A 25,281-nucleotide genomic window follows, 5' to 3' on the forward strand; every position below is an offset into this window, starting at 1 on the left:
GACCGCAATATACCTCCGAAGAAATATCATGAAATGCCGTTTCTGAGGGGGTGTATTGCGGTCTTTTCACTGAGGAATGCAGTTGCACGTGGCACATCTTGTGGCACCCTTTACTGCCTAAATTAAATAAACGTAAAAAAGGCGTGGCATGTTCCTGAGCAAACATTATGAAATACCGTTTGCGAAGGAATGTGCCACGCCTTTCTATTTATTTAGTTAATCAATGTTAGCCACAAGATTGCATAGGGCAACCAGAGACGATCTACATAACGTAACAAGAAACGATAGCATTAACGCTGAAAGTATGCTATACTTAACTTACAAAAAGAAGAGCCATCAACGTGTGCTTGGCGTTAGGCTCATCTCAAAAATTGCTAAAATTTGATGAAGCCTAACGTGTTAAGGTGTGCTAGACCTTATTCGTTAGGCTTTGTCATTTCTAATTAAAGAAATGGTAAAGATCTATAATCAATTTTAAAAGCTTTATCAATATAGATAACTTTTTAAAAAATTTCATAGAACCACCTCCTCCCGTTAAGGAAGAGATGAGCCTAACAACACGTTAATGACTCTTATAATTTTTATTATAGCATAATCTATTCGTACTGTTTATATGAACTTGCTACATCAGAACAGCAAACTAAGCAAATCACAAGTTTGCAAATAGTACCGTCACAAGCACCTTTCCCCTGAGGAACGCCGTTAGGTGTAATAGCCTTGTGGCGTCCCTTACTGACCGAATCACATAAACCCAAGAAGACCACTATATACCTCCGAAGAAACATCATGAAATGCCGTTTCTGAGGGGGTGCATTGCGGTCTTTTCACTGAGGAACGCAATTGTACGTAGCACATCTTGTAGCACTCTTTACTGCCTAAATTACACAAACGCAAAAAAGGCGTGACATGTTCCTGAGCAAACATTATGAAATACCGTTTGCGAAGGAATGTGTCACGCCTTTCTATTTAGTTAATCAAGGTTCGCCACAAGATTGCATAGAGCAACAAAAGACGGCCTACATAACGAGAGAAGAGTTAAAATTACTATCAAATAATTCTAGTCATTTTGAATCGGACTTGTCTTCATAAAACATTTGCTTCATAATGTCATAAGTTTCTCCCAAACGATGAATCATCTCTAATGAGGAAATTGGTCTAACATAAGTCCTGTTTTTGTATGCACCCATCTTTAAGATTAAATTTTGATCAGATAACTTATTTAGTATCCTTGTTAAGCGAGCAGCAGTTATGTCAGGATACGCATCAGCAATTTCTTTTTTTGTAAATTCAATTGATGACTTATTTAAGTTTTGATTATTACAAATAAATCCATATACTTTTTTCTCATCCTCTTTTAGGTTAGATATATCTACTAATGGCTCAGCAACCCATAATTTTAAGTATGTCCTTTCTAAGTCACTTTCTAGTTCAGGCACCTTGAATCTATTTTTTACTACTACATCAATTATCTTTAGGCTACCGCTACCAGCATGCTCAGATGCTCCCATTCTAGTAAATAAGTTAACAAGGAGAGGGTTTCTAACTAAAGATCTGGCCCCTCCTGTAAAAAATTCTTTTACAGGAATTTTCATAATTCCTGGGTTAATAAATACATAATATGGTTCATGAATTTCTGCAATTAGAGCTGTTGTATTCAAAAAATAGTCGGCATGGATTATCATATTGACGAATGCTTCGCGTAAAGCAACTGTTAAGTCCGTAGGGTTCTTTCTAATAGTGTACTCATCAAGTTCAAAATCTCTATTCACAGATAATAAGAGTTTCTCACTTACTAATCGATAATAATTAAATAAATTCATATCAGGAAAATCTAGGTTACCCGACTCAATTCTAAAACTCCATCTTTGTGAATTTCCACGTTTATCAAAAAAGTCCACATGATAATGAGGAAAGCGAGAGATAATAGAATTGTATTTACCAAAGAATAACAATCCAGCCACTGTCAAGTTAGTCAAATTAGTATCCCTATTTTTACGAAAAACACCGATATCTTCTAAAAATTTTTGATTATCCATTTCTGAATAGTTTAAGGTAGGATACCTTTTAGCCAGTATAGATCTATAACTATTGATGCTATCTATATCTAAATCAGATATATCATAATTAAGGAGCAATTCATAATCTAATTCGTCAGATTGATTTCTTAGAATTGAGCTTAATTGCTGAGTGTCTACTTGATGATCTTGTGAATGCAATCTGATATATGTATGAGTAAGATTATTATTAAGATAAACGGGCTTATTCTTAATATTAGCTTCTTTTATATGTAGAATAATGATGTTTTTACCTTCAATAACTCTTATTCTTATATCATCATTCTTTATAACATTTAAACTAACCTTAGATCTATCAGCTAATGTGGAACAAAAGTCACTTATTATTTTTTCTGCATCGTTTACCCCTGTTAAAACTGGTCTTTTATTTTCGTCTTCAGAAATCCCTAAAATTAAATAGCCACCTGTAGTATTAGCAAATGCAGAGTATGACTTCCATGCATCCTTTGGAAAGTCATTTTTAGCTTTTTTGTATTCAACTTGTGAAGACTCTTTCAATGATACAATTGCTTCTAATGTAGTTAATTCCATAGTATTTTCCCTAAAAGTGCTAAATAAATGTCAAATAAAATTATCCCTGAATGGCTTTATTATCACATTTTTTATATATACTGCAAAAAATGGACCTTAAAAAGGTTAAATAAATATTGAATAAAAAAGAGCCTTGCTATGATTAGTATATAGGACAAAATCATCTTCACCAGTATATATTAATAATGGAATACCAACATTCACCGATGTCAGTGCCTCTTATAACCATTATAGCATAATCTATTCGTACTGTTTATATAAGATTACTACCATACCGAACAGCAAACTAAGCAAATCACAAGTTTGCAAATAGTACCGTCACAAGCACCTTTCCCCTGAGGAACGCCAGTAGGTGTAGTAGCCTTGTGGCGTCCCTTACTGACCAAATCACATAAACCCAAAAAGACCGCAATATACCTCCGAAGAAACATCATGAAATGCCGTTTCTGAGGGGGTGTATTGCGGTCTTTTCACTGAGGAACGCAATTGTACGTAGCACATCTTGTGGCACTCTTTACTGCCTAAATTAAATAAACGCAAAAAAGGCGTGACATGTTCCTGAGCAAACATTATGAAATACCGTTTGCGAAGGAATGTGTCACGCCTTTCTATTTAGTTAATCAAGATTCGCCACAAGATTGCATAGGGCAACCAGAGACGACTTATTTTGCTTCCACTGCAGCAATCGCGCAAAGGTCAACGATATCGCTTACGGAGCAACCACGGCTAAGGTCATGGATTGGTTTTGCCAAACCTTGGATGATTGGTCCGATAGCAGTAGCGCCAGCAAAGCGTTGTACTAATTTGTAACCAATGTTAGCAGCTTGTAAGTCAGGGAAAATCAAGATATTAGCTTTACCAGCTACTTGGGATCCTGGAGCTTTACGTTCTGCTACGGATGGAACGATGGACGCATCTAATTGCAATTCTCCATCGAATGCGAAGTCTACGTTACGGCCTTTCAAGTCTTCTACTGCTGCTACTACTTTATCAACTTCTGGAGAAGAAGCAGATCCTTTTGTGGAGAAGGACAAGAAGGATACGCGAGGTTCTTTCATGCCTGCTACGGAACGAGCTTTACCAACGCTGGATTCAGCGATATCAGCCAATTGTTCAGATGTTGGGTTAGGGATAACGCCGCAATCGGAGAAAATCAACAAGCCATCATCGCCATATTCTTTTTTATCAGTGAGCACAAGCATAGAGCTGGATACAGTTTTCAAACCAGCTTGAGTACCTACCACTTGGATAGCAGCACGAAGTACGTTTGCTGTAGGGCTTGCAGAACCTGCAACCATGCCATCAGCCAAACCTAAACGCACTAACATAGCACCGAAGAATAACGCATCGCCAGTCATAGTAGCGTGTGCTTTTTCAGGTGTCATGCCTTTTTTCGCACGCAATTCTACAAATGTATCTACCATTTTGTTTAATTCGCCGAATGTAGCTGGGTTGATGATTTCAGCACCTTCCAAAGATACACCAGCTGCTGTAGCTGCCGCTTGAATTTTATCTTCTGCACCAACCAAGACAGGCACGCAGAAACCTTCTTTCAAAATCGCAGCCGCTGCCTCGATGACACGGCTATCTTCGAATTCTGGCAATACAATTTTTTTACCCAAGCCTTTTGCTTGCTCTTTTAAACTTTGAATTAAATCCATGGTATGTCCTCCTTTTAAGACCCATTTCGATATATCTACGCTTTATTATACTATAACTAATTTTGATGTTCAAACCGCTTCATATAGTTATGGTGAAAGTATACTATCCACTTCATTCATAATTAAGCATTGCTAACTGAAAGCTACGTTTCCATCCACCAATATTGCCAGCTCTTTTTTCATAAGCACCTTCCATAAAAAAAGCCCTATGCTTCAGCTTTCCCCATATACCGGGAAGCCTACAACAAAGGGCACTATTTATTAAAACTGTTTCGGTATAAATCCAAAATGTTGTAATGCTTTATAAATCCCGTCGTCATGGCAGGATGCTGTGACGTAGTCAGCTTTTTCTTTCAATGCGTCACGGCCATTCCCCATGGCAATGTTCAGCCAGTCTGGTCGGAACATGGATAGATCGTTATTGCCGTCGCCGAAGACGATAACATCTTGGTAGGATGCACCAAAGCCATCGATCATTTTCCGAATCCCATAGGCCTTATCCATCGGTTCAAATAAAATGCATCCGTCTCCATAGCGAATTAAATCCTTCGTCATGTGTACGATACCACGACGTTGTTCCTCTTCTTCTGTAATGAAAGCATAGACCTTGTAAAAGTGCTCAATATCCTCAGGCACCAAGTCTGGCACGACTTCGTTTTGCATCATATCCCACTGCGGATCCCATGCTAGGACACTTTCATAAGGAGTAATGCGGACAAAGTCATTTTTGTGGGTCACACCCCAAGGCACATTGTGTTTCGTCAAATACTGGAGGTATTGCACACAGCGGTCCCGGTCCATACCCTGCATCCATTGCACTTCGTAATCTTTCGTAATGCTATAGCCACCATCAGCCACAAAATTCAGTGTCTTCGCCATCTTGGCAAATCGCATAGCATCTGCCTGTAAACGGCCCGTAGCAAGCGCTACGTGATGCCCTTTGTCCTGCAAATAGTCCAAGGAGTACTGCGCGCTTTCAGGAATCACCCCATCTGGCCAAACCGCTAGGGTGTTATCAATATCGAAGAAAAAATACTTCTTGTCCATCCGGTCCTCCTCAGCGCAAGTGCTGCTCTTCATCCCAACCGTTCACCAACTGAAAGCGGTCTTTCTGATCCACATTTGGATATTTCTCATGGTCCACCTCGCTGGCGAACATCACCAAGGGGCGCACGAAGGTTTTCCGTTCTCCGTAGAGTTGTTGGTACACCACATAAGGTTCATCCGTCTCGGAATGGATGGCAATGTCGATGACATAGTATAACATGCCTTTAAAATGACGATATAAACCGCCTACTACAATCTCTTGCATAGTCATCGTCCTTTCTGGTAACGATTATTTACCTAGTTCTTTCGTCGTCTCTGTCACAGAGTACCACACAAGTTCATTCATGTAATAACGAAGCTCTTCACTTTTCACATGTCTCGCATTAGTGTTTACTGCAGTTGCAATGGCTAAAGCAATGTATTCACCTGTTAGCGGATTACCTTTCACTTGGGTAACTTCCTCTACATTGGTCAAGATATCGTGGCGCAAGTCTTTCAATACATACCACGCATAGCTACCTTTTTCCGCCTTTTCATTTCTAGCCAACTCAATGGCTTCTTTGCGGCGGTTAGAACGATCTAGATTATTATCCCCATGCCAGTTGTGAATGCGTTTAAAGAATCGCAACCGCTTTGTAAGCTTTGCGTCCAAAATAGATAACACTTGGGCGCCATCATAAACAGTCGTTTTGTCTTGCCCCAGTTCCTCCAAAGCTTCCAATAATTCATCCATTGTAATGCCCTGGATTGGTTTTTCTGTGATGTGTGACACTACCTCTGTAGGAGTCACAGAATCATGACCTTTTACAGCATGAGACAATTCTTCTAATGTGATACCTTGAATAGGTGTGCTCGTCATCTCTGCCATCGGGTGTTCCCCATCAATGGTACGTACTAAGCCATCAATGGCTTTTTCTGTTTCTGGCATAATTCCTAATATATGGTAGTCCTTTGCCACTTCCGTTACCTCGGATGGATGTTGACGAGCGAAAATGTCCTCGCTCATACCAAAACTTGTGCCTACTGTCAGCAATAATGCTGTTGATACTACTAAACGTTTCAAATTTATATCTCCTATATAACTTACTGAATCATATTCTACTCAATCTATCTTTTATTATATCATAACTTGTGGCCCTAGCAGTATAGCACCTTTACAAAATGCCTATCTTAATGCACTCCATAAATACTAGCTCAAAGATATGAATATCGACATAAATTTAAGACTCTGTTCGGTGCCCCACTCGAGACCAGACTCGCATCAGTGCAACTCAAAATACACCTAAATGCAATACCTATGACTTATTAATACCATACCCCTCACCACAGCTTCACAGACTATATCCTTATGGCACAGCAAAGGAGCCTTAACACACACTCAGGTTTGTTAAGGCTCCTTTGTTATCGAGCATCTACATACTCTACACTAGTTCATCTTATTTTAATACATGATCTAGTTCTTTATTAGTTTCTTTCGCTGTTTGTTTTGCTGTGTACCAAACAAGTTCATTGATGTAGAAACGAAGTTCTTCGCTATTCACAGTTAATGCATTTTTTTCTGCCGCCTGTTTCATAGCTGCCACAATGTCTTCACCACGTGTGTCTTCACCTTTTTTATCAAACACAGCTTTTACATTGTCCAATGCATCTTGACGAACAGCACGCAATACATTCCAGCCATAGCTGTTGCTATAACCATTCACTGCTTCTTTCGCATGTTTATTGTGTTTGTTCAAGAACACTTGATAGTTCGCAGTATGTTCGTATTTGTTGTCACCATTCCAATTATGAGCACGTTTAAAGAACTCTACGCGATTAGTCAAGTTGCGATCTAACACGCGTAAGAACTCATGATTCACATCATGTTCTGCATAGCGATGTTGGCGATCTGTCAAGCGCTCACCACGCTCATGACGATACACTAAGTCTTTGTGTACTTCATACACACGCTCTAAGGTAACGCCTAACTCTTCCAAAGCTTCCACCGTTTCTGGTGTAGCCACTTCAATTTCGTAGCCTGCTGCTGGTGTTACGATATGAGCTGGGTTCTTTTGATCGAACAACGTATCTCCCATCGCAAAGCTAGACGTGGCTGTTGCTAACAACGCAACTGTTAATACTAATTTTTTCACGTTTCTATCTCCTATCTAATATACATATTGTTTCTATAATTATATACATATACATCTGCATCCTATTATACAACAAGTATAGTTATGTATACAACATTGAATCGATGCAAAACCCATGGTAGGCCCTGTGAAAGTAGTAACTTTCACAGGTTCTACACATAGGAATCGTCTATCCATTAACCTTTTTTAATGTATTGAAGTACTTCAGCCAATTGCGCTTTTAATGTGTTAATTTCATCTTTTTGCATTTGGTTTTGTGCTTCTAAGGCAGATACTTTGTCTTGTAATGTGTAAGATGCACTGATAGGTCCTTGACGGAATGTGTCTTTCACAGCCGTTTCATCAGCACGAGCCCCGAATTTCCAGCTCACACCTGCGTTCGCCATCAATTCATCGCCACGACTACCGATGGATGCGCCTGCATGGAATAATGTAGACTCATTTTTGTAATGAGCAATACCCAATGCTAAGGCACCTTCACCTTTATACGTACCTACACCTGCCATGATTGTTGTTGGCTCCAATGGATCATATTGTAAATGACGTAAGCCAGCCATAGCTGCCGCTTGAGCCCCCACACGGTTCATCTGCGCACCTAAGCCATTAACATGGTTGCTAATATTAACAACTGCATTGGTTACACCTTTCAATTGAGATACGTTAACTGCATCTGTATTTTCCACACCTGGTGCTACATTCGCTATGACTTGGCCACCTGCAGAAATACCAGATTTCATCACTGGATTTCCATTCGCATCTACCATTGTTTTTCCTGTATTAGGATTCACTGCGATAGAAGGAGCGCCGAAGGATACTACTTTCGTAGGATCTACTATGACCTCACCAGTTTTTGGATTAACTACTTTTGCTGTTTCAGGTGTTACTACCAATCCTGTGCCAGTCAATTTAGAGTTTGGACCTCCTTTAAGGTTATCTCCCTCTACAGGTTTTGCACCTGTTTTTGGCTTACCATTTTCTAAATCAGTAGCCTTATAGTATTTACCATCAATCATAGTTACTGGATTACCAGCTTTGTCAGTTTTACTTTCAAAGTTAGCACTGTTCAATGCACCCAAGTCTTTAGCCAATTGAACGGACAATTTACCATCTGCATTGAATACGCCGATATTACCTGTTGTCGTAGCTTCTTTCGCCACTGGTTTACCCGTATCAGCACGGTTGCCACCAGTCAATTGTACGGTAGAGTTCAATGGTTTGCTAATGGATTCGCCATCATCACCTTGGAAACGAAGTCCGTCGTCCATAGTCGCAACGTCACGAAGTTTACCATCTGTGCCTTTGTATTGGATACGATCCATAGTCGGTGCATCTGCCATTGGAGATTTACCAGCTTTTGGTGTCACCACAGTTTTACCATCTTTAGTTTTCACATCTACATCTGCTGGAGCATACCATTTACCATCGTTGGCACGAACTGCATCTTTCGGTGTATTGTCCAAGTCAGCTGGTGCTTTATCTGTAGAGATAGCTACACTAGCAGCATTGTTTCCATCTTTGCCAGCCTTCGCATTGTTCAATGTCAATGTACCCTTGCCATCTTTCGCTGTCGCGGATACACCGTCTTTGCCAGCTGCGTCTTTCACAGTCATAGCGCCATCTTTGCCAGGTACACCATCTTTTGCTGGGCCACCAGCTGTTACGCTATCGATCTTAAGGTCACGGTTGACATCTACTTTTACATACGTAGTTGTTACTTTTGTACCATCTTTGTCCTCAGCCTCATCTACAGCCATGGAAACCGTTGTGTTCGCACCGTTCACATATTTCACATTGTCATTAGGGTTTACCTTTTCAAATATTTTTGCATCAGTGCTGAAAGCTTTATCTGTAGAGCCAATGCCTATGTTCCAACCGGATTTTTGGATAGCAGTAGCTACTGCATTACCATTTACGAAAGAATCTCCATCATTTTTAACAGTATCTTTAGGCCCTACTGGAATTTCTGTAGTCGTCGCTTTGCCTGTTACAGGATCTTTTTCGTAAATTTTACCATCTTCGCCACGAACAGCGTGAGTTTCAGTACCATCTTCTTTAGTAACAATTACATCATTTGTAACTTTACCTTCTTTCAAGCCTACAGTGATTTCACGAGTACCATCTTCTAATGTTTTACCCGTTACTTCAACACCATTTGTACCTTTAAACTCTACTTTATTCGCATTACGTACTTGATCTGTGTAACCGTTATCTTTAGCGGATACTACGAAACCTAAGTTTTGTAAATCACCTACAGTAGCAGCGTTGTTAGGGTTAGAGTTATTGAAGTCTACCAAACCTGCTTTATCAACATTATCTGCTTTTGGTGCTACCGTTTGTTCTGGTGCGCCTGCATTTGGTTTACCATCTGTTAAGTCAGCTGCTTTATACCATTTGCCGTCGTTGCCTTTAGCAAGAACATCGCCATCTGCATTTTTCGGAGCAAATGTGTTCGCACCATTCGCTACATTACCCAATTGTGTTGGAGTATTTACATTATTACCTGGCTCATTTGTTGTGTTGTCCACATTTGGGTTTGCCAAGTTTGTATTCACTGTGGTTGGTTTCACATCAGCATTTGGTGTGACTGTTGGAGGCTTAGTTGGATCCGCTGATGGTGTCACAGTTACCGCTTCTCGTGGATACAATTTACCATCGTTTGCACGTACATATCCATTAGTTGGTTCACCTTTATCATTTCTTGCAATGTTTGGTGTACCATCTGGATTTGCAGGGTAGAACGTATCACCCACTTTTACCACTGGTACTTGTTTACCTGTTGTTGGATCTGTGATTGTCGTAGCGATTGGTAAGCCTGTTACGTTGAAAGTTACATCGCTTGTTGTGCCATCTGCTTTTGTTGTTACCACAGCTGTTGTATTACCACCGTTCACGAAGTTTACAGTGTCGAATGGTTTCACGAAGTCTTTCGCTGTACCATTATTTTGTAAATTCCAACCAGCATTCAATACATCAGATACGGTAGCTGCATTGTTGCCCGCGAAGTTTGGATTTGCTTTTCCATCTTTTGTTTTTGGATTCAACAAGTCCGCTGCTTTTTCTGCTGTCAATGGAGCTTTATTGATGTTCGCTACATCGCCTGCATTTGGTGCTTCTGTTCCATCAGGGTTTGTTACTTTTTTATCAGCATCATTCACTGCTGGAATATTGTTTTTCACATTGTTCAATGTAGTTGGAGATTTAGTTCCTTTAGGACCATTTAGAGATGTAATTACATTATCTGGTGCAATCACTTGATCTCCGTCACCGGTTCCATCTGAAGTTGTGTGGTATGTCACATTACCATCTTCATCTGTCAATGGATATACTTTCGTACCATCTGCAGTTGTATAGTTCACAGGAGTGATAGCGTTGTTTGTAGATACTTGATCATCCACAGATACAGTGATAGTACGTACACCGTTTTTATCTGTTTCACCAGTCACAGTAGCTGAACCTGCACCTACAAATCTCACTTCGTTCGCATTACGAACTTGGTCAGTGTAATCGTTACCTTCTGCAGATACGATCCAACCTAAGTTTTGTAAGTCACCTACAGTGGCTGCATTGTTAGGGTTAGATTTGCTGAAATCTACAAGACCTGCTGCATCAGTATTTGTTGGTGGCTGTACGGAAGTCGCTGTGTCGATTGGTGTACCGTTCGGTTGTACTTCAGAAGATTTATACCATTTACCATCGTTAGCTAATACTAATGGATCTTTCGCATCAGCTACAGCATCAGTACCCTCTTTCAAGGATCCATCCTCATTCACTTTATCTGGTGCATAGTATTTACCATTGTTAGCTTTTACATACTCATTGCCATCTGCATCAACAGGGCTGAAAGTATTCGCACCGTTTGCTACATTACCCAATTGGCTTGGAGTGTTTACATTGTTACCTGGGTTATCTGTTGTGTTTGCCACATTTGGATTTGCCAAGTTTGTATTCACTGTTGTTGGTGTTTTGCCTTCTTTTGGTGTTACTGTTGCAGATTTAGTTGGATCTGCTGCCGGAGTTACATCCACATCTTCACGTGGGTAGAACTTACCATCGTCAGCACGTACATATCCATTTGTTGGTTCACCTTTATCATTTTTTTCGATATTTGGTGTGCCATCTGGATTTGCAGGGTAGAACGTATCGCCTACTTTTACCACTGGTACTTGTTTACCTGTTGTTGGATCTGTAATTGTGTTAGCCACTGGAAGACCAGTTACGTTCACTTGTACATGAGATGTTAAGTTGTCATCTGTTGTTACCGTTACAGTTGTATTACCACCATCACGGAAGTTCACAGTATCAAATGGTTTTACGAAGTCTACTGCTTTACCATTGCCTTGTAAGTTCCAGCCTGCATTCAATACGTCAGATACTGTGGCTGCATTGTTGCCAATGTAATTAGGATTTGCCGCACCGTCTGCTGTTTTAGGGTTAGACAATTTAGCGGCTTCTTCTGCTGTTAATGGAGCTTTGTTGATATTCGCTACATCTCCAGCACCTGGTTTTTCTTTTCCATCCGGATTTGTAATCGTTTTAGATTCATCATTTACATTTGGAATGTTGTTTTTCACATTTTTCAATGTAGTTGGTGCATTTTCTCCTTTTGTACCATTAGGACCATTCACAGATGTAACTACGTCTGCACCTTGTACTTCTTGATCACCATCACCTTTTCCATTTGGAGTTGTATGGTATGTGATCGTTCCATCTTCACTCTTAACTGGATATACTTGTGTACCATCTGCTTTTGTATACACTACCGGCAATGCATCATGATTCACATCTTGGTCTTCTACTTTTACTGTAATTGTACGCACACCATTCGCATCAGTTTTACCTGTGACAACAGCTTTACCTTCGCCAACAAATTTCACTTCGTTCGCATTACGTACTTGATCAGAGTAGCTGTTGCCTTCTGCAGACACTACCCAACCCATATTTTGTAAGTCACCAATAGTAGCCGCGTTATTAGGGTTAGAGTTTGTGAAGTCGATTAAACCAGATTTTGCAACGTTAACTGGACCTGCTACTGGTGTTGCATTTTCTTTTGGTTTACCATTTGGTTCCACTTGATCTGCTGGATACCATTTACCATCATTAGCTAATTTCACTGCTGGTTTTGCATCGGTTGCTTCTGTACCATCAGCTGCTAGTGGAGCAAATGTTTTCGCACCGTTCGCTACATTACCCAATTGTGTTGGTGTTGTAGTTTGGTTGTTTGGTGCATCATTTGTATTCTTAACATTTGGATTTACCAAATTAGATTGCAATGGCTTTTCTGTTATATTGATTGGCGTAATTACATTACCCGCATCGTCAATGAAATCACCTGTTGCATTTTTACCAACTGCTTTTTTACCAGTTGGTCCTACTGGTGTACCACTTTCATCAACTGTGTAGAACTTGTCACCTACTTTAGATACTGGAGCACCAGTTTCTGTTGTATATGTCACAGGTAATCCTGTTACATTGTATGTTACATCGCTTGCAGTACCTTCCGCATTCGTTGTTACTACAGCTGTTGTATTGCCGCCGTTCACGAAGTTCACAGTATCAAATGGTTTTACGAAGTCTTTCGCTGCACCATTGTTTTGTAAATTCCAACCAGCATTCAATACGTCAGATACGGTAGCTGCATTGTTACCAATGTAGTTAGGATTTACCGCACCGTCTGCTGTTTTAGGGTTAGACAGTTCAGCTGCTTTTGCTGCTGTTAACGGAGCTTTCGTAATATTTGCTTTATTTGGAGTTTTACTATCTACAGTGCCATCTGGATGTGTGATTTCTTCAGTTCCATCATTTACATTTGGAATGTTATTTTTCACATTTTTCAATGTAGTTGGTGCATTTTCACCTTTTGTGCCGTTAGGCCCGTTCACGGATGTAACTACATCTCCACTTTGAACTGGTTCACCATTGCCATCCGCTTTTGTATTGAAGATTGGACGACCTTGCTCATCTTTTTGGTTTGTAGGATATACTTGTGTACCATCTGCTTTTGTGTAAACTACTGGCGTTACAGAGTTATTTGTGGCTACTTGATTATCTACACTTACAGTGATTGTACGCACACCATCATCTGCTGTTTTACCAGATACAACCGCTGCACCAGTACCTACGAATTTCACTTCGTTAGCGTTTTTCACAGCCTCAGAGTATGCGTTACCTAAATCATCAGTTTTCTTATCGGAGGATACAATCCAACCCATATTACGTAAATCACCAACAGTAGCTGCTGTGTTATTAGATACATTCTCATTATCTAAATTACGTAATGCGTTTTTCACTGGCTCTGTATAGTTAGACAAGTTACTTGTTACATTATTTAATGCTGTTGGGCTAGTTGTGCTTGTTTTATCTTTCGCTGGTGCTGGGTTTGTCAAAGCAGTTTTCAATGGTGTAGCAGCTGGATCGATTGGTTCGATAACATGATCATCTTCATCCACTAATTTTCCATCATTATTTGTTTTCACCGCTGGCTTTCCAGTATCACTGATAGGTTCCCCTTTATCATTCACTTTGTAGAACTTATCGCCTACTTTGGACACAGGTTTTCCATCTGTATCTGTGTAGGTAACAGGTAATCCTGTAACATTGAAAGTCACCTTGCTTGTAGAACCATCTTCAGATGTTGTGACCATCGCTGTTGTGTTAGCACCATTCACAAAGTTTACCGTATCATATGGTTTTACAAAATCACGAGCGTCCCCATTATTTTGCAAATTCCAACCTGTATTCAATACATCGGATACAGTAGCTGCGTTATTGCCAATATAGTTAGCATTGATTACTTTTTTATCTTCGAATACTGGAGTTTCTACTTCAGTTTCTAGACCTGTTTGTGGGTCTATTTCTTTTGTTTTAGTAACTTTTTGTTTACCTGTTTCACGGTCGATAACCGGTACTTTTTCTGTTTTGATTGTACCATCAGCATTCAACTCATATCGTTGCGTCATTGTTGCTGCTTCTTGTGCAGTATATGGAGCTGTATTGGTAACATCACCAACTTTAGTTTCTCCATCTTTGTCGTTGACTTTACCTGGCAGCTTTTCTTTTGGATCCACCACTTGTTTCAAGTTAGAACCTACATTTGCCAATGGAAATGGATTGGTAGTGCTGCCCTCTGTATCATTCATAGATGCTTTAGCATCTGTCACAGGTGCAACCCCATCTAACGCTTTATAATCCAACCCTCTAGGATTTGTAATTGACCCATCATCATGTTTTATAGATCCTTTTGGATATGGTTTACCATCGATGAAAATAGTATCTGCTGGATAGTATTTACCATCCACTTCCAATGCATCTGCAGGATATAATCTACCATCTACTTCCTTCACTTTTGGGCCTAGAGCCGCAGTTTCTTGTGCATCATAGAACTTACCATTGTCAAGTTTTGTTAATTTATTGCCTTTGCCATCTGTATACACAACTGGTGTATGTGCCGCTTCTACAGTTTTTTGTTCATGCACATCAATTGTGACAGTACGAATACCGTCTGTATTTGTTTCACCTGTAACGCTAACTCCATTTGTACCAATGAAGTTCACTTGGTTCGCATTACGAACTTGATCCGCGTAGTTATTACCAGGTGCCCCTACAATCCAACCCATATTTTGTAGATCTCCTACAGTGGCTACATTGTTAGGATTAGAGTTTGCAAAGTTAATTAATCCACCATTAGCAATTTTATTTGTCAATGGATTTGCAATTGGTTGCGCATCTGCTTTTGGAGTGCCTTTTGCATCTACTTTTCCTGCTTCATACCATTTACCATCATTCGCTAATACTGCTGGTGTCCCCTCAAAAGCATCTGCATCAGGCAATTTATTACCTTGCTCATCTACTTTTGTGGCCTCATACCATTTACCATCGATGGCCTGTCTCAATGGTACTCCTGTGGTAGAGATTGGGTTAAATATCGCAGCTCCATTGTTTACATTACCTACTGTTGTTGGTGTATTCACACCTGCCGTAGGGTTACTATGCGTTACATTTGGGTTAACCAAATTCGTATTCAATGTAGTTGGTTTCGTACCCCCTCGTGGAGTCATCGTTTTACTACCATCTGGTTGTTGAATAAAATTCATTTGATTAGATGGGTAGATATTTCCATCATCTGCTATCGTGTATCCATTCGTTGGGTTACCTTCCGCATCACGTTGAATATCTGGCGCACCATCTGCTTTCACTGGGAAGTATGTATTACCTCTTTTGCGACAGGAACTTGTTTACCTTGTGCATCTGTGATCGTATTAGACACTGGCAATCCAGTTACATTCACTTGGATTTTGCTTGTTGTACCATCTGTGGAGCTTTCGATAGTTGTATTAGCACCATTAATAAAGTTCACCGTGTCATATGGTTTCACGAAGTCTAAGGCAGTGCCATTCGTCCGTAAATTCCAGCCAGCATGTAATACATCAGACACTGTAGCCGCATTACTTCCTTGGTAATTAGGATTTGTTTGTCCATTTGCTGTCGTAGGATTTGCCAACTTCGCCGCTTCTTCTGCTGTGATAGGCGCTTTTGTAATGTTTGATACATCCCCTGGATTGGCTCCTGGCGTACCGTCTGCATTCGTTACAGTTTTTGTTCCATCATTAACACTTGGTAATGTATTTTTCACATTATTCAATGTTTTGGGTGTGGAACTATTCATAGAAGTCACAATATCTTTTGATTGTATAGGAGTTAACGCTCTTGCTGGCGCACCATTGTTTGTAATATTACCTGTAACAGGGTCTTTTGTCGTATTCGCTGGATAGTAGTTTCCATCAATTTTTACGCTATCTTCAGGGAAATACCCTGTCTCTGTTTTAACTAATGGCGTTCCATCTGGAGCTTTGAATACTACCGCTTCTTCTGCTGTTTCCACAGTAATTGTACGGATACCATTTTTTGTTTCTCCAGTAACTGTAATACCATTTTTACCAACGAAGTCCACTTGGTTCGCATTACGAACTTGGTCTAAGTATCCATTCGTAGGCGCAGATACTACCCACCCCATGTTACGTAAATCGCCGATAGTGGCAACATTGTTTGGATTAGATTTACCGAAGTCAATCAAGCCTGCTGTTGGTGAAGCTGCTGTAATACCAGGCACCACTGGTGTTGCCGTTGGATCTTTCAATTCTCCACGGTCTGATACTTTATCTTTTGGATACCATTTACCATTGTTCGCTAATACCACAGGTGTTTTCGCATCCGCTGCAGTCACTCCTGTCGCAGGAGATCCATCTGGATTTACTTTTGTCGCATCATAGTAATTGCCATCGTTTGCCAAGGCTAATTCTGTACCATCCGCATCACGCAAATTATGCGTTACACCACCATTCGCTACATTGCCCAATTGTGTTGGGGTTGTATTTCTTGAATTAGGAGGTGCTGTTGTAGTATCTACATTTGGATTTACTAAATTCGTTTTCAATGGACTTTTTGTTATATCGATAGGAGGAATGATATTACCATCTTTATCAATTACATCGCCAGACGCATTTTTACCAACTGCTTTATTACCATTTGGACCTACTGGTATACCATCTTCAGTCACTGTATAGAACTCGTTACCTACTTTAGATACAGGGGCTCCCGTCTCTGTAGTATAAGTAATTGGCAAACCTGTTACATTGAATCGAACCTGAGTTTTCTTACCATCTGGAGATACTGCCACTACGGCACTTGTATTAACACCATCGTTGAAAGTCACTGTATCATATGGCTTCACAAAATCTTTCGGTACATCATTATTTTGTAAGTTCCAACCTGCATTCAGCACATCGTTCACAGTAGAGGCTTGGTTGCCCTCTTTATTGATTTCATCAAGAACTGGTTTTGTACCAGAAGTAACAGCATCTGAAGGCAAATGGTCTTTCAAATTAGTAACTATACCATTTTTCAGTACTGTATCACCTGTCTGTACAGACGTGAACGTGGCTGTTGGCGTCACATCAAAACGTATTTTCCCATTCTCTGGATTGACATTAAATACAGTATTATTACCATTTTCAAAAGATGATTGAATTTTATCTTTTAGCATAACATATGTAACAGCATCTTTCATGGATACTGTAATATCACGTCCATTTTGATCGATCGTTACATGTTCGCCAGCAATAAATTTAACTGTCTCACCAGCATGTACCGCTTTATTAGAGTCCCCTGTATGCTTCGCTCCTGTTGCTGTACTAGCTGATGTAGCCACATTCCAGTGCACTGCATTGATGGCATTCGCTACGTCAGCGGCTGTTACCAACCCATTATTAGTTGCATCTGGCACAGTCACTTTACCTAATGTAGTACTACCTGCTGTAGAATCTACCGTTAAAGTTGTTGTTTTTGGTGTTAATGTTAATTTTTTATCACTTGCTGTTACTGTTAATAGATTTGTGTTGTCGCTCTCTACTGTTAAGCGTTGATCGTATAAACGCACGTCTCCTGTACCAGCATTACCTTTGAACGCCAAGTTTACAGATTTTAACTGTGCTACGTTCACTGCATCTGTATTATTTGTACCTGCTGCTACGCCTGTAATTTGACGGGTGAAAGAGTTATTATTCACCGTACCACCTACAGAAATAGCACCTTGACCCGATGTTAAGGCATTATCTGCATTGCTATGTAATTTCGCATACTTATTAACGCGATCGGTACCCTCTGCTTCACCATCCACGCCGATACCAGAAACACCGCTAGCAACGGATGCTACAGATCCAGTACCTAAGGCAACACCACCTACTGCGCTTACTGTTGTATTTTGGCCCAATGCTAAGCCTTGTGTCGCTGCTGCTCCCACTTGTGCATTTTGACCGATGGCAACACCAGCTACGCTTTCAGATTTTGCTTTAGAACCAATCGCAATCGCTTCTTCTGCTTTTGCCTCTGAAAGTGCGCCCACTGCTGTACTATCTAAGGCAGTTGCTTGTGCACCAGCACCTACTGCTGTTGCATTAGTACCTGTCGCTTCTGTGCTGGCTTTTGTTGCATCCGGTTTCGTAATCGTCGAACCAATCGCTACCGCACCTGTTTCAGATGCTTTTGTACCTGTACCATACGCAGTCGCACTGTCACCTGTGGCTGTTGCATTAGTACCAGTGGCTAGTGCATTTGTATTTGTAGCAGATGCACTTGGTCCGATGGCAATCGCATCTGTACCTGTGGCACCTTTATTTTGTCTGTTTGGTTCTACCGTAGAATTTACAGAGAAATATTTCACTCCATCTGCAATGAACTTTTCAATGACAGCATTCACTTGAGAACCATTGATAGCATCTGTAGAATCTTCTGCAATTCGACCAGCTGCTACATTTTTCAATTGACGTTCTGCTCCAGAAGAACCGAAGGATACTACGTCACCTTCAGAGGTATTTAAACCACCAGCCCATTTGAAAGTATATACAGCCTCTGGAGAATCACTAGCTACCCATTTGCCATCTTTGTCATAACTTGCATCTAATTGGCGAGTACCTGTCAAGTCTGTAGTAGAGCCTGTACCAATCGCTACTGCATTTTGTTTATCTGCAATGGCACCAGTACCTAATGCTAAGGAACCAACAGCAGAGGCACGAGAGCTTGCACCATAGGCAGATGCTAAATCACCTTTTGCTAAGGAATGTACACCTACCGATGTAGACGCATGACCATTCTTGTTCTCATCTCTATTATAATCTAATTCTGATGTGTTCATTGTTTTGCCAGTCAATTCAGCATAGGCATCAGAAACTTTACCGTTTTTTCTCTCCGTAGATACATAGGTATATTTACGAGTTACATCTTGTCCATTGATGCGCTCTGTCACATTTTTTGTATAGGTTTCACGAGAGCCATCCGGATTCTTTTTTTCCGCTTCATAGGTAATCGCTTGATCAGCGGCATTAGAAATGTTAGCACCACCGATCATAACAGAAGAGTCACCTTTTGCGTTCGTAGCTTGACCAATCGCAATCGCCCCTTGTTTACCGCTGGCTTTTGCTTTATAACCCATCGCAATATCGCCAAGTTCTGCCCAAGATGCAGTACCTGCTGCTAACGCATAGGCACCATTTGCTACAGAGCCCATACCGATAGCCACCGCTGCTTCTGCATTTGCTTGTACTGTAGAACCAGAACCGATAGCTGTCGCACCGAAAGCACCCATACGAACCACAGAGTTAGTACCAATAGCTGTACCCAACGCTGTCGTAGAATGGGCTTCCATACCGATAACTACGGAACCCGATTGACCATACGTAGATTTATAAGCAGTAGGCATACCACGACCTACAAGTTTATTATATTGTTGCTCTACTGTTCTTTCACTTTCCGTGTACGCCAAATTATAATCATCTATTGTACTTACGTCAGTGTTAGCTACTGCATCGCCCGTTACCACTTGATATTTATTACGACGCAATTGATCCGTATCATTACCACCTAAGGCAACTACACCATCACCGGCTACTACTTGTGCACCAATCGCAATGGATTGATCACCTATGGCACGAGCTTCTGCACCAAGTGCAGTGGCTTCATTGATATGATTTTTACGATAGAATACTAAACCATCATTAATAGCCCCTGATTGCAATGTTGCTTTAGTCTCTGTAGGAGCATTCACATCTAAACCATAACCAGCTTTTACAAGAACCGCTGCATTCGTATCTGCATTGGTGTTATTGTTCACTAATTTTCGATTATTTTTTGGATCTACAATCACACCAGCACCCGCTTGGAAACCAAACGCTGTAGAGGCATTCAAACGATAGGTACCATTTTCACCAAATGCTGTATACGCACCACGCCCCACAACAGTATTAGGGCGAGCTCCATTGCCAGAACCTTCACTGAACGCATCGCGGCCGATAACAACGGTACCTTCTGCAAGCTTATCTGTGATTTTGGCGTTTTTACCAATGGCAATACTGTTATGACCTGCTGCTACTGAAGCAGTACCGATGGCAATCGTATCTTGACCATCAACAATCGTTGCAGCCTTGCCTATAGCAATAGAACGTGCCTGACTTGCTTTTGCCTCTTCACCAAGGGCTACAGCACTGACCGCTTCCGCTTTTGAAGACTTACCGATAGCCACAGATGCACCACCAGTTGCCTTAGCATTCTTACCGACAGCCACTGCTTGATTAACAGTTGTCGAGTCTGCTCCCCATGCTACACTGTCATCAGGACCTGTACCAGCCTGATTCGGAGCTGCACCTACTGTACTTGTTACAACAGGGCTTACCGCCATAGCCATAGCAGCAGAGCTAATGACAATAGCTTTCGCCTTATTACGACCTACACGCTTTGCTAATTCAGATACTACTACATAGCATCCCTTAGTTTTATTCCAAACTACTTTATATACATGATTTAACCCCATATATATGTCTCCTTTTATACTAACTTTAGATCTTAGTACCTACTCATACTCTACTTCTGTATACTATACCTATTTAGTATACTTATAGTGATAAAAAAATTTTAATCGACTCCCATAGTATGTTCACATAGCATATACGATGAAACATAAGAAAGACGATTCTTATAGTAAGCTATAATTAAACTAAAACAACTCCCTAGCTTCCCAAAAGTTTGATGACAGAAATAACATCTATACTTACATTACAATCAACATTTTATAACTCGTAGAGTACTACTGTCAGATATAACATTGTATCAATTTAGTTTAATTTTTTTCGATATTGTTATTATATATGAATTTTCATCCAGTATCAAGCGTTTCCCTCTATCCTTTCGGCTTTTTTTAATTGATTGATACCCTTCCCTCCTTTACAACAGCAACAAATTCTTTACATTCCCTTCATTACCCTCCACTATCTATTCAGAAAATAGAAAAAGAACCTGAACTCTCTTACTCGAAAGTCAGGTTCTTTTCCTTATCTGTTACAGAAACTTAGTGTCCATTTTGTAAGACATCTATTAAGTATATCTAATTATAACCTAAGCTTTTTCATTCAAGCGTCTGAATAATTCTGCCACTTGTTCTTTAAGCACTTGGTTTTGCTCTTCTAAAGCAGACACTTTATCTTGTAATGTATAAGACGCACTGATAGGTCCTTGACGGAATGTGTCTTTCACAGCTGTTTCGTCAGCACGAGAGCCGAATTTCCAGCTCACACCAGCGTTCGCCATCAATTCATCGCCACGGCTACCAATGGATGCGCCTGCATGGAATAATGTAGACTCATTTTTGTAATGAGCGATACCCAATGCTAAGGCACCTTCACCTTTGTATGTACCAACACCTGCCATGATTGTTGTAGGTTCCAATGGATCATATTGTAAGTGACGTAAGCCAGCCATTGCTGCCGCTTGTGCACCAAGACGGTTCACACGGTTATTAACGTTCATCACCATGTTAGATACGCCTTTCAACTGAGATACGTTAACCGCATCTGTATCAAGGACACCTGGTGCTACATTCGCCATCACTTGGCCACCTGCAGAGATGCCAGATTTCATCACAGGTTCCCCTGTTTTAGGGTCGATTACCGGTTTACCTGTAGCTGGATCCGTTACGATAGATGGAGCTCCAAAAGATACTACTTTGTTAGGATCTACTTTCACTTCACCTGTTTTAGGGTCTACTACTTTTGCCGTGTCAGGTGTTACCATCAAGCCATCTGGAGTAAATGCAGTAGATTGTGCCGGTTTCACAGGTTCAGGTTTTGCACCTGCTTTTGGTTTACCATTTTCTAAGTTATCAGCTTTATAGTATTTGCCGTCCACTAATACTAATGGGTTACCCTTTTCATCCTTAGGTGTTGGTGTGTTGAAAGTCAATCCTGTGCCAGTCAATTTAGATGTAGGACCATCTTGTACTTGTTTGCTATCGATTGGGTTAATCGGTGTCGCTTCTGTCGCCGGTTTACCGTTGTTCACCACTTTACCTGCTGCATCTTTTGTAGTGCCTGCTGGATATGGTTTATTATCGATAATCACAGTACCTTCAGGATATACTTTGCCTTCTTTGACTACTGCTTTTTCAGGATAGTATTGACCATCCACAACTTTCAATGGGTTGCCTGCTTTGTCAGTTTTACTTTCAAAGTTAGCACTGTTCAATTTATCAAGGTCTTTTGCTAATTGGATAGACAATTTACCTTCTTTATTGAACACACCAATATTACCTGTTGTGGTTGCTGTTTCCGCCACTGGTTTATTTGTAGCTTCACGATTACCACCAGTTAATGTCAATGTAGAGTTCAACGTTTTATCGATAGCTGTACCGTCATCCCCTACGAAACGAAGACCGTCATTCATAGTCGCTACATTGTAAGATGTACCCTTGCCATCAGTGTATTGGATACGATCCATAGTTGGCACTTCTGCTCCATCTTTTGGAGTATTGGCTAAATCAGTTGGAGCTTTTCCAGTAGAAATGTTAACTGTAGAAGCATCTTTACCATCTGTATCAGTACCTGCATTATTCAATGTCAATGTACCCTTGCCATCTTTCGCTGTCGCAGATACGCCATCGTTACCTTTAGCGTCTTTCACAGCCATAGCGCCATCTTTACCAGGTACACCATCTTTTGCTGGACCACCAGCTGTTACGCTATCGATCTTAAGGTCACGGTTGACATCTACTTTTACATACGTGGTTGTTACTTTTGTACCATCTTTGTCCTTTGCCTCATCCACTGCCATAGATACTGTTGTGTTATCCCCATTTACATATTTTACTTTGTCGCTAGGGTTAACTTTTTCATATGTCTTTTCCTCTGTGCTAAATTCTTTCGTAGTAGAACCAATACCAATGTTCCAACCAGATTTTTGGATAGCTGTCGCTACAGAGTTACCAGTTACATACGCATTACCATCATTCGTTACAGTATCTGTAGGAGCTACTGTGATTTCAGTCTTCGTAGCTTTACCAGTTTTAGGGTCTTTTTGGTAAATTTTGCCATCTTCACCACGAACACCATGTGTTTCAGTACCATCTGCATTCGTAACGATTACATCATTTGTTACACGACCTTCTTTTAAAGCTACTGTAATTTCACGAGTACCATCTTTTAATGTTTTACCTGTTACTTGTACGCCGTTGCTACCTTTAAACTCAACTTTATTAGCATTACGCATTTGTTCAACATAGCCATTGTCATGGGCTGCTACTACAAAGCCTAAGTTTTGTAAATCACCTACTGTAGCTGCATTGTTAGGATTAGAGTTTTCAAAGTTGACAAGACCAGTTTTTTCGGCATTTTCTGGTTTCACCACTGGAGTTTGTTCATCAACATTAGGCTTAGGTTCACCATTTTCTAGATCACTAGCTTTGTACCAGTTACCATCGTTCCCTTTTTCAAGAACATCGCCGTCTGCATTTTTAGTAGCCAATGGATTAGCTACTGGAGTTGCATCTGCTTTTGGCTTACCATTAGCTTCCACTTGATCTGCTGGGTACCATTTGCCATCGTTAGCTAATTTCACTGCTGGTTTTGCATCTGTTGCTGCTGTACCATCAGCTGCTACTGGAGCAAATGTGTTTGCACCATTCGCTACATTACCCAATTGTGTTGGAGTATTTACATTGTTACCTGGGTTATCTGCTGTGTTATCCACATTTGGATTTGCCAGGTTTGTATTCACTGTAGTTGGTTTCGCATCAGCATTTGGTGTGACTGTTGGCGGCTTAGTTGGATCCACTGATGGTGTCACAGTTACCGCTTCACGTGGATACAATTTACCATCGTTTGCACGTACATATCCATTAGTTGGTTCACCTTTATCATTTCTTGCAATGTTTGGTGTACCATCTGGATTTGCAGGGTAGAACGTATCGCCCACTTTTACCACTGGTACTTGTTTACCTGTTGTTGGATCCGTGATTGTTGTAGCAATTGGCAAGCCTGTTACGTTGAAAGTCACATCGCTTGTTGTGCCATCTGCTTTTGTTGTTACCACAGCTGTTGTATTACCACCGTTCACGAAGTTTACAGTGTCGAATGGTTTCACGAAGTCTTTCGCTGTACCATTATTTTGTAAATTCCAACCAGCATTCAATACATCAGATACGGTAGCTGCATTGTTGCCCGCGAAGTTTGGATTTGCTTTTCCATCTTTTGTTTTTGGATTCAACAAGTCCGCTGCTTTTTCTGCTGTCAATGGAGCTTTATTGATGTTCGCTACATCGCCTACATTTGGCGCTTCTGTTCCATCAGGGTTTGTTACTTTTTTATCAGCATCATTCACTGCTGGAATGTTGTTTTTCACATTACCCAAGGATGCTGGACGAGTATTTCCTTTCTCATCTTTAGGACCATTCACAGATGTATTCACATCACCATTTGGAACGACTTTATCATTTTCGCCTTTTCCATCTGGAGTTGTATGGTATGTTACATTACCTTTGTCATCCTTAATTGGATATACTGTGTTACCTTCTTTATCCGTATAAACAACTGGAGTTACTGCATTATTAGTAGATACTTGGTCATCTACATTCACAGTGATCGTACGCACACCGTCTTTAGTTTCCCCAGATACGATAGCTGTACCTGTGCCTACGAATTTCACTTCGTTTGCATTTTTCACTGTTGCGGAATATGCCTTATCTAAATCACCTGTTGTTTTGTCAGCGGATACAATCCAGCCCATGTTACGTAAATCACCTACTGTCGCAGCTGTGTTGTCGCTTACTTTTGGTGCCGCACCATCTGCTGGTGTAGATAAGTCAATTAATCCTGTATTAGCAGGTGTTGTACCTTCTACTGGTTTACCATCTACTTGATCGCCATATTTGTTCAATCCAGATGTGACATTGTTCAATGCTGTTGGGCTTGTTGTGCCTGTTTTGTCTGCTGCTGGATTTGGATTTACCAAGGCAGTTTTCAA

General features: G+C 40.6%; 9 protein-coding genes. All 9 read right to left on the reverse strand.

The features are described from left to right. Positions 1 to 1,061: 1,061 nt before the first annotated feature. Positions 1,062 to 2,606 carry an RNA-binding domain-containing protein gene (locus EO122_RS06130; RefSeq protein ID WP_127009813.1) on the reverse strand — a complete coding sequence of 515 codons (1,545 nt, stop codon included), beginning with the start codon at positions 2,604 to 2,606 and terminating at the stop codon, positions 1,062 to 1,064. Positions 2,607 to 3,268: 662 nt separating this feature from the next. After that, positions 3,269 to 4,267: a phosphate acetyltransferase gene (gene pta, locus EO122_RS06135; RefSeq protein WP_127009814.1), complete on the reverse strand. Its 999-nt coding sequence runs from the start codon at positions 4,265 to 4,267 to the stop codon at positions 3,269 to 3,271. Between the two features lie 261 nt (positions 4,268 to 4,528). Further along, a complete protein-coding gene (locus EO122_RS06140) occupies positions 4,529 to 5,314 on the reverse strand; it encodes an HAD-IIB family hydrolase (protein WP_127009815.1) in 786 nt (261 codons plus the stop codon). Between the two features lie 10 nt (positions 5,315 to 5,324). Next, on the reverse strand, positions 5,325 to 5,579 hold the full coding sequence (locus EO122_RS06145; protein ID WP_127009816.1) for a DUF1653 domain-containing protein: 255 nt from the start codon (positions 5,577 to 5,579) through the stop codon (positions 5,325 to 5,327). Positions 5,580 to 5,603: 24 nt separating this feature from the next. Then, positions 5,604 to 6,377 carry a hypothetical protein gene (locus tag EO122_RS06150; RefSeq protein WP_127009817.1) on the reverse strand — a complete coding sequence of 258 codons (774 nt, stop codon included), beginning with the start codon at positions 6,375 to 6,377 and terminating at the stop codon, positions 5,604 to 5,606. Between the two features lie 373 nt (positions 6,378 to 6,750). Continuing rightward, positions 6,751 to 7,446 carry a hypothetical protein gene (locus EO122_RS06155; protein ID WP_127009818.1) on the reverse strand — a complete coding sequence of 232 codons (696 nt, stop codon included), beginning with the start codon at positions 7,444 to 7,446 and terminating at the stop codon, positions 6,751 to 6,753. 176 nt (positions 7,447 to 7,622) lie between these two features. Further along, positions 7,623 to 15,638, reverse strand: a complete 8,016-nt coding sequence (locus EO122_RS06160; RefSeq protein ID WP_127009819.1) for a YadA-like family protein — start codon at positions 15,636 to 15,638, stop codon at positions 7,623 to 7,625. Beyond that, positions 15,635 to 20,803, reverse strand: coding sequence for an ESPR-type extended signal peptide-containing protein (locus EO122_RS06165; RefSeq protein WP_127009820.1), 5,169 nt, complete (start codon positions 20,801 to 20,803; stop codon positions 15,635 to 15,637). The genes EO122_RS06160 and EO122_RS06165 overlap by 4 nt, the downstream gene beginning before the upstream one ends. Positions 20,804 to 21,384: 581 nt before the next feature. Continuing rightward, positions 21,385 to 25,281, reverse strand: a 3,897-nt coding sequence (locus tag EO122_RS06170; protein ID WP_206168515.1) for a YadA-like family protein, incomplete at its 5' end; no start/stop codon positions are given.

Source organism: Veillonella sp. CHU110 (assembly GCF_003992255.1).
Classification (GTDB): domain Bacteria; phylum Bacillota; class Negativicutes; order Veillonellales; family Veillonellaceae; genus F0422.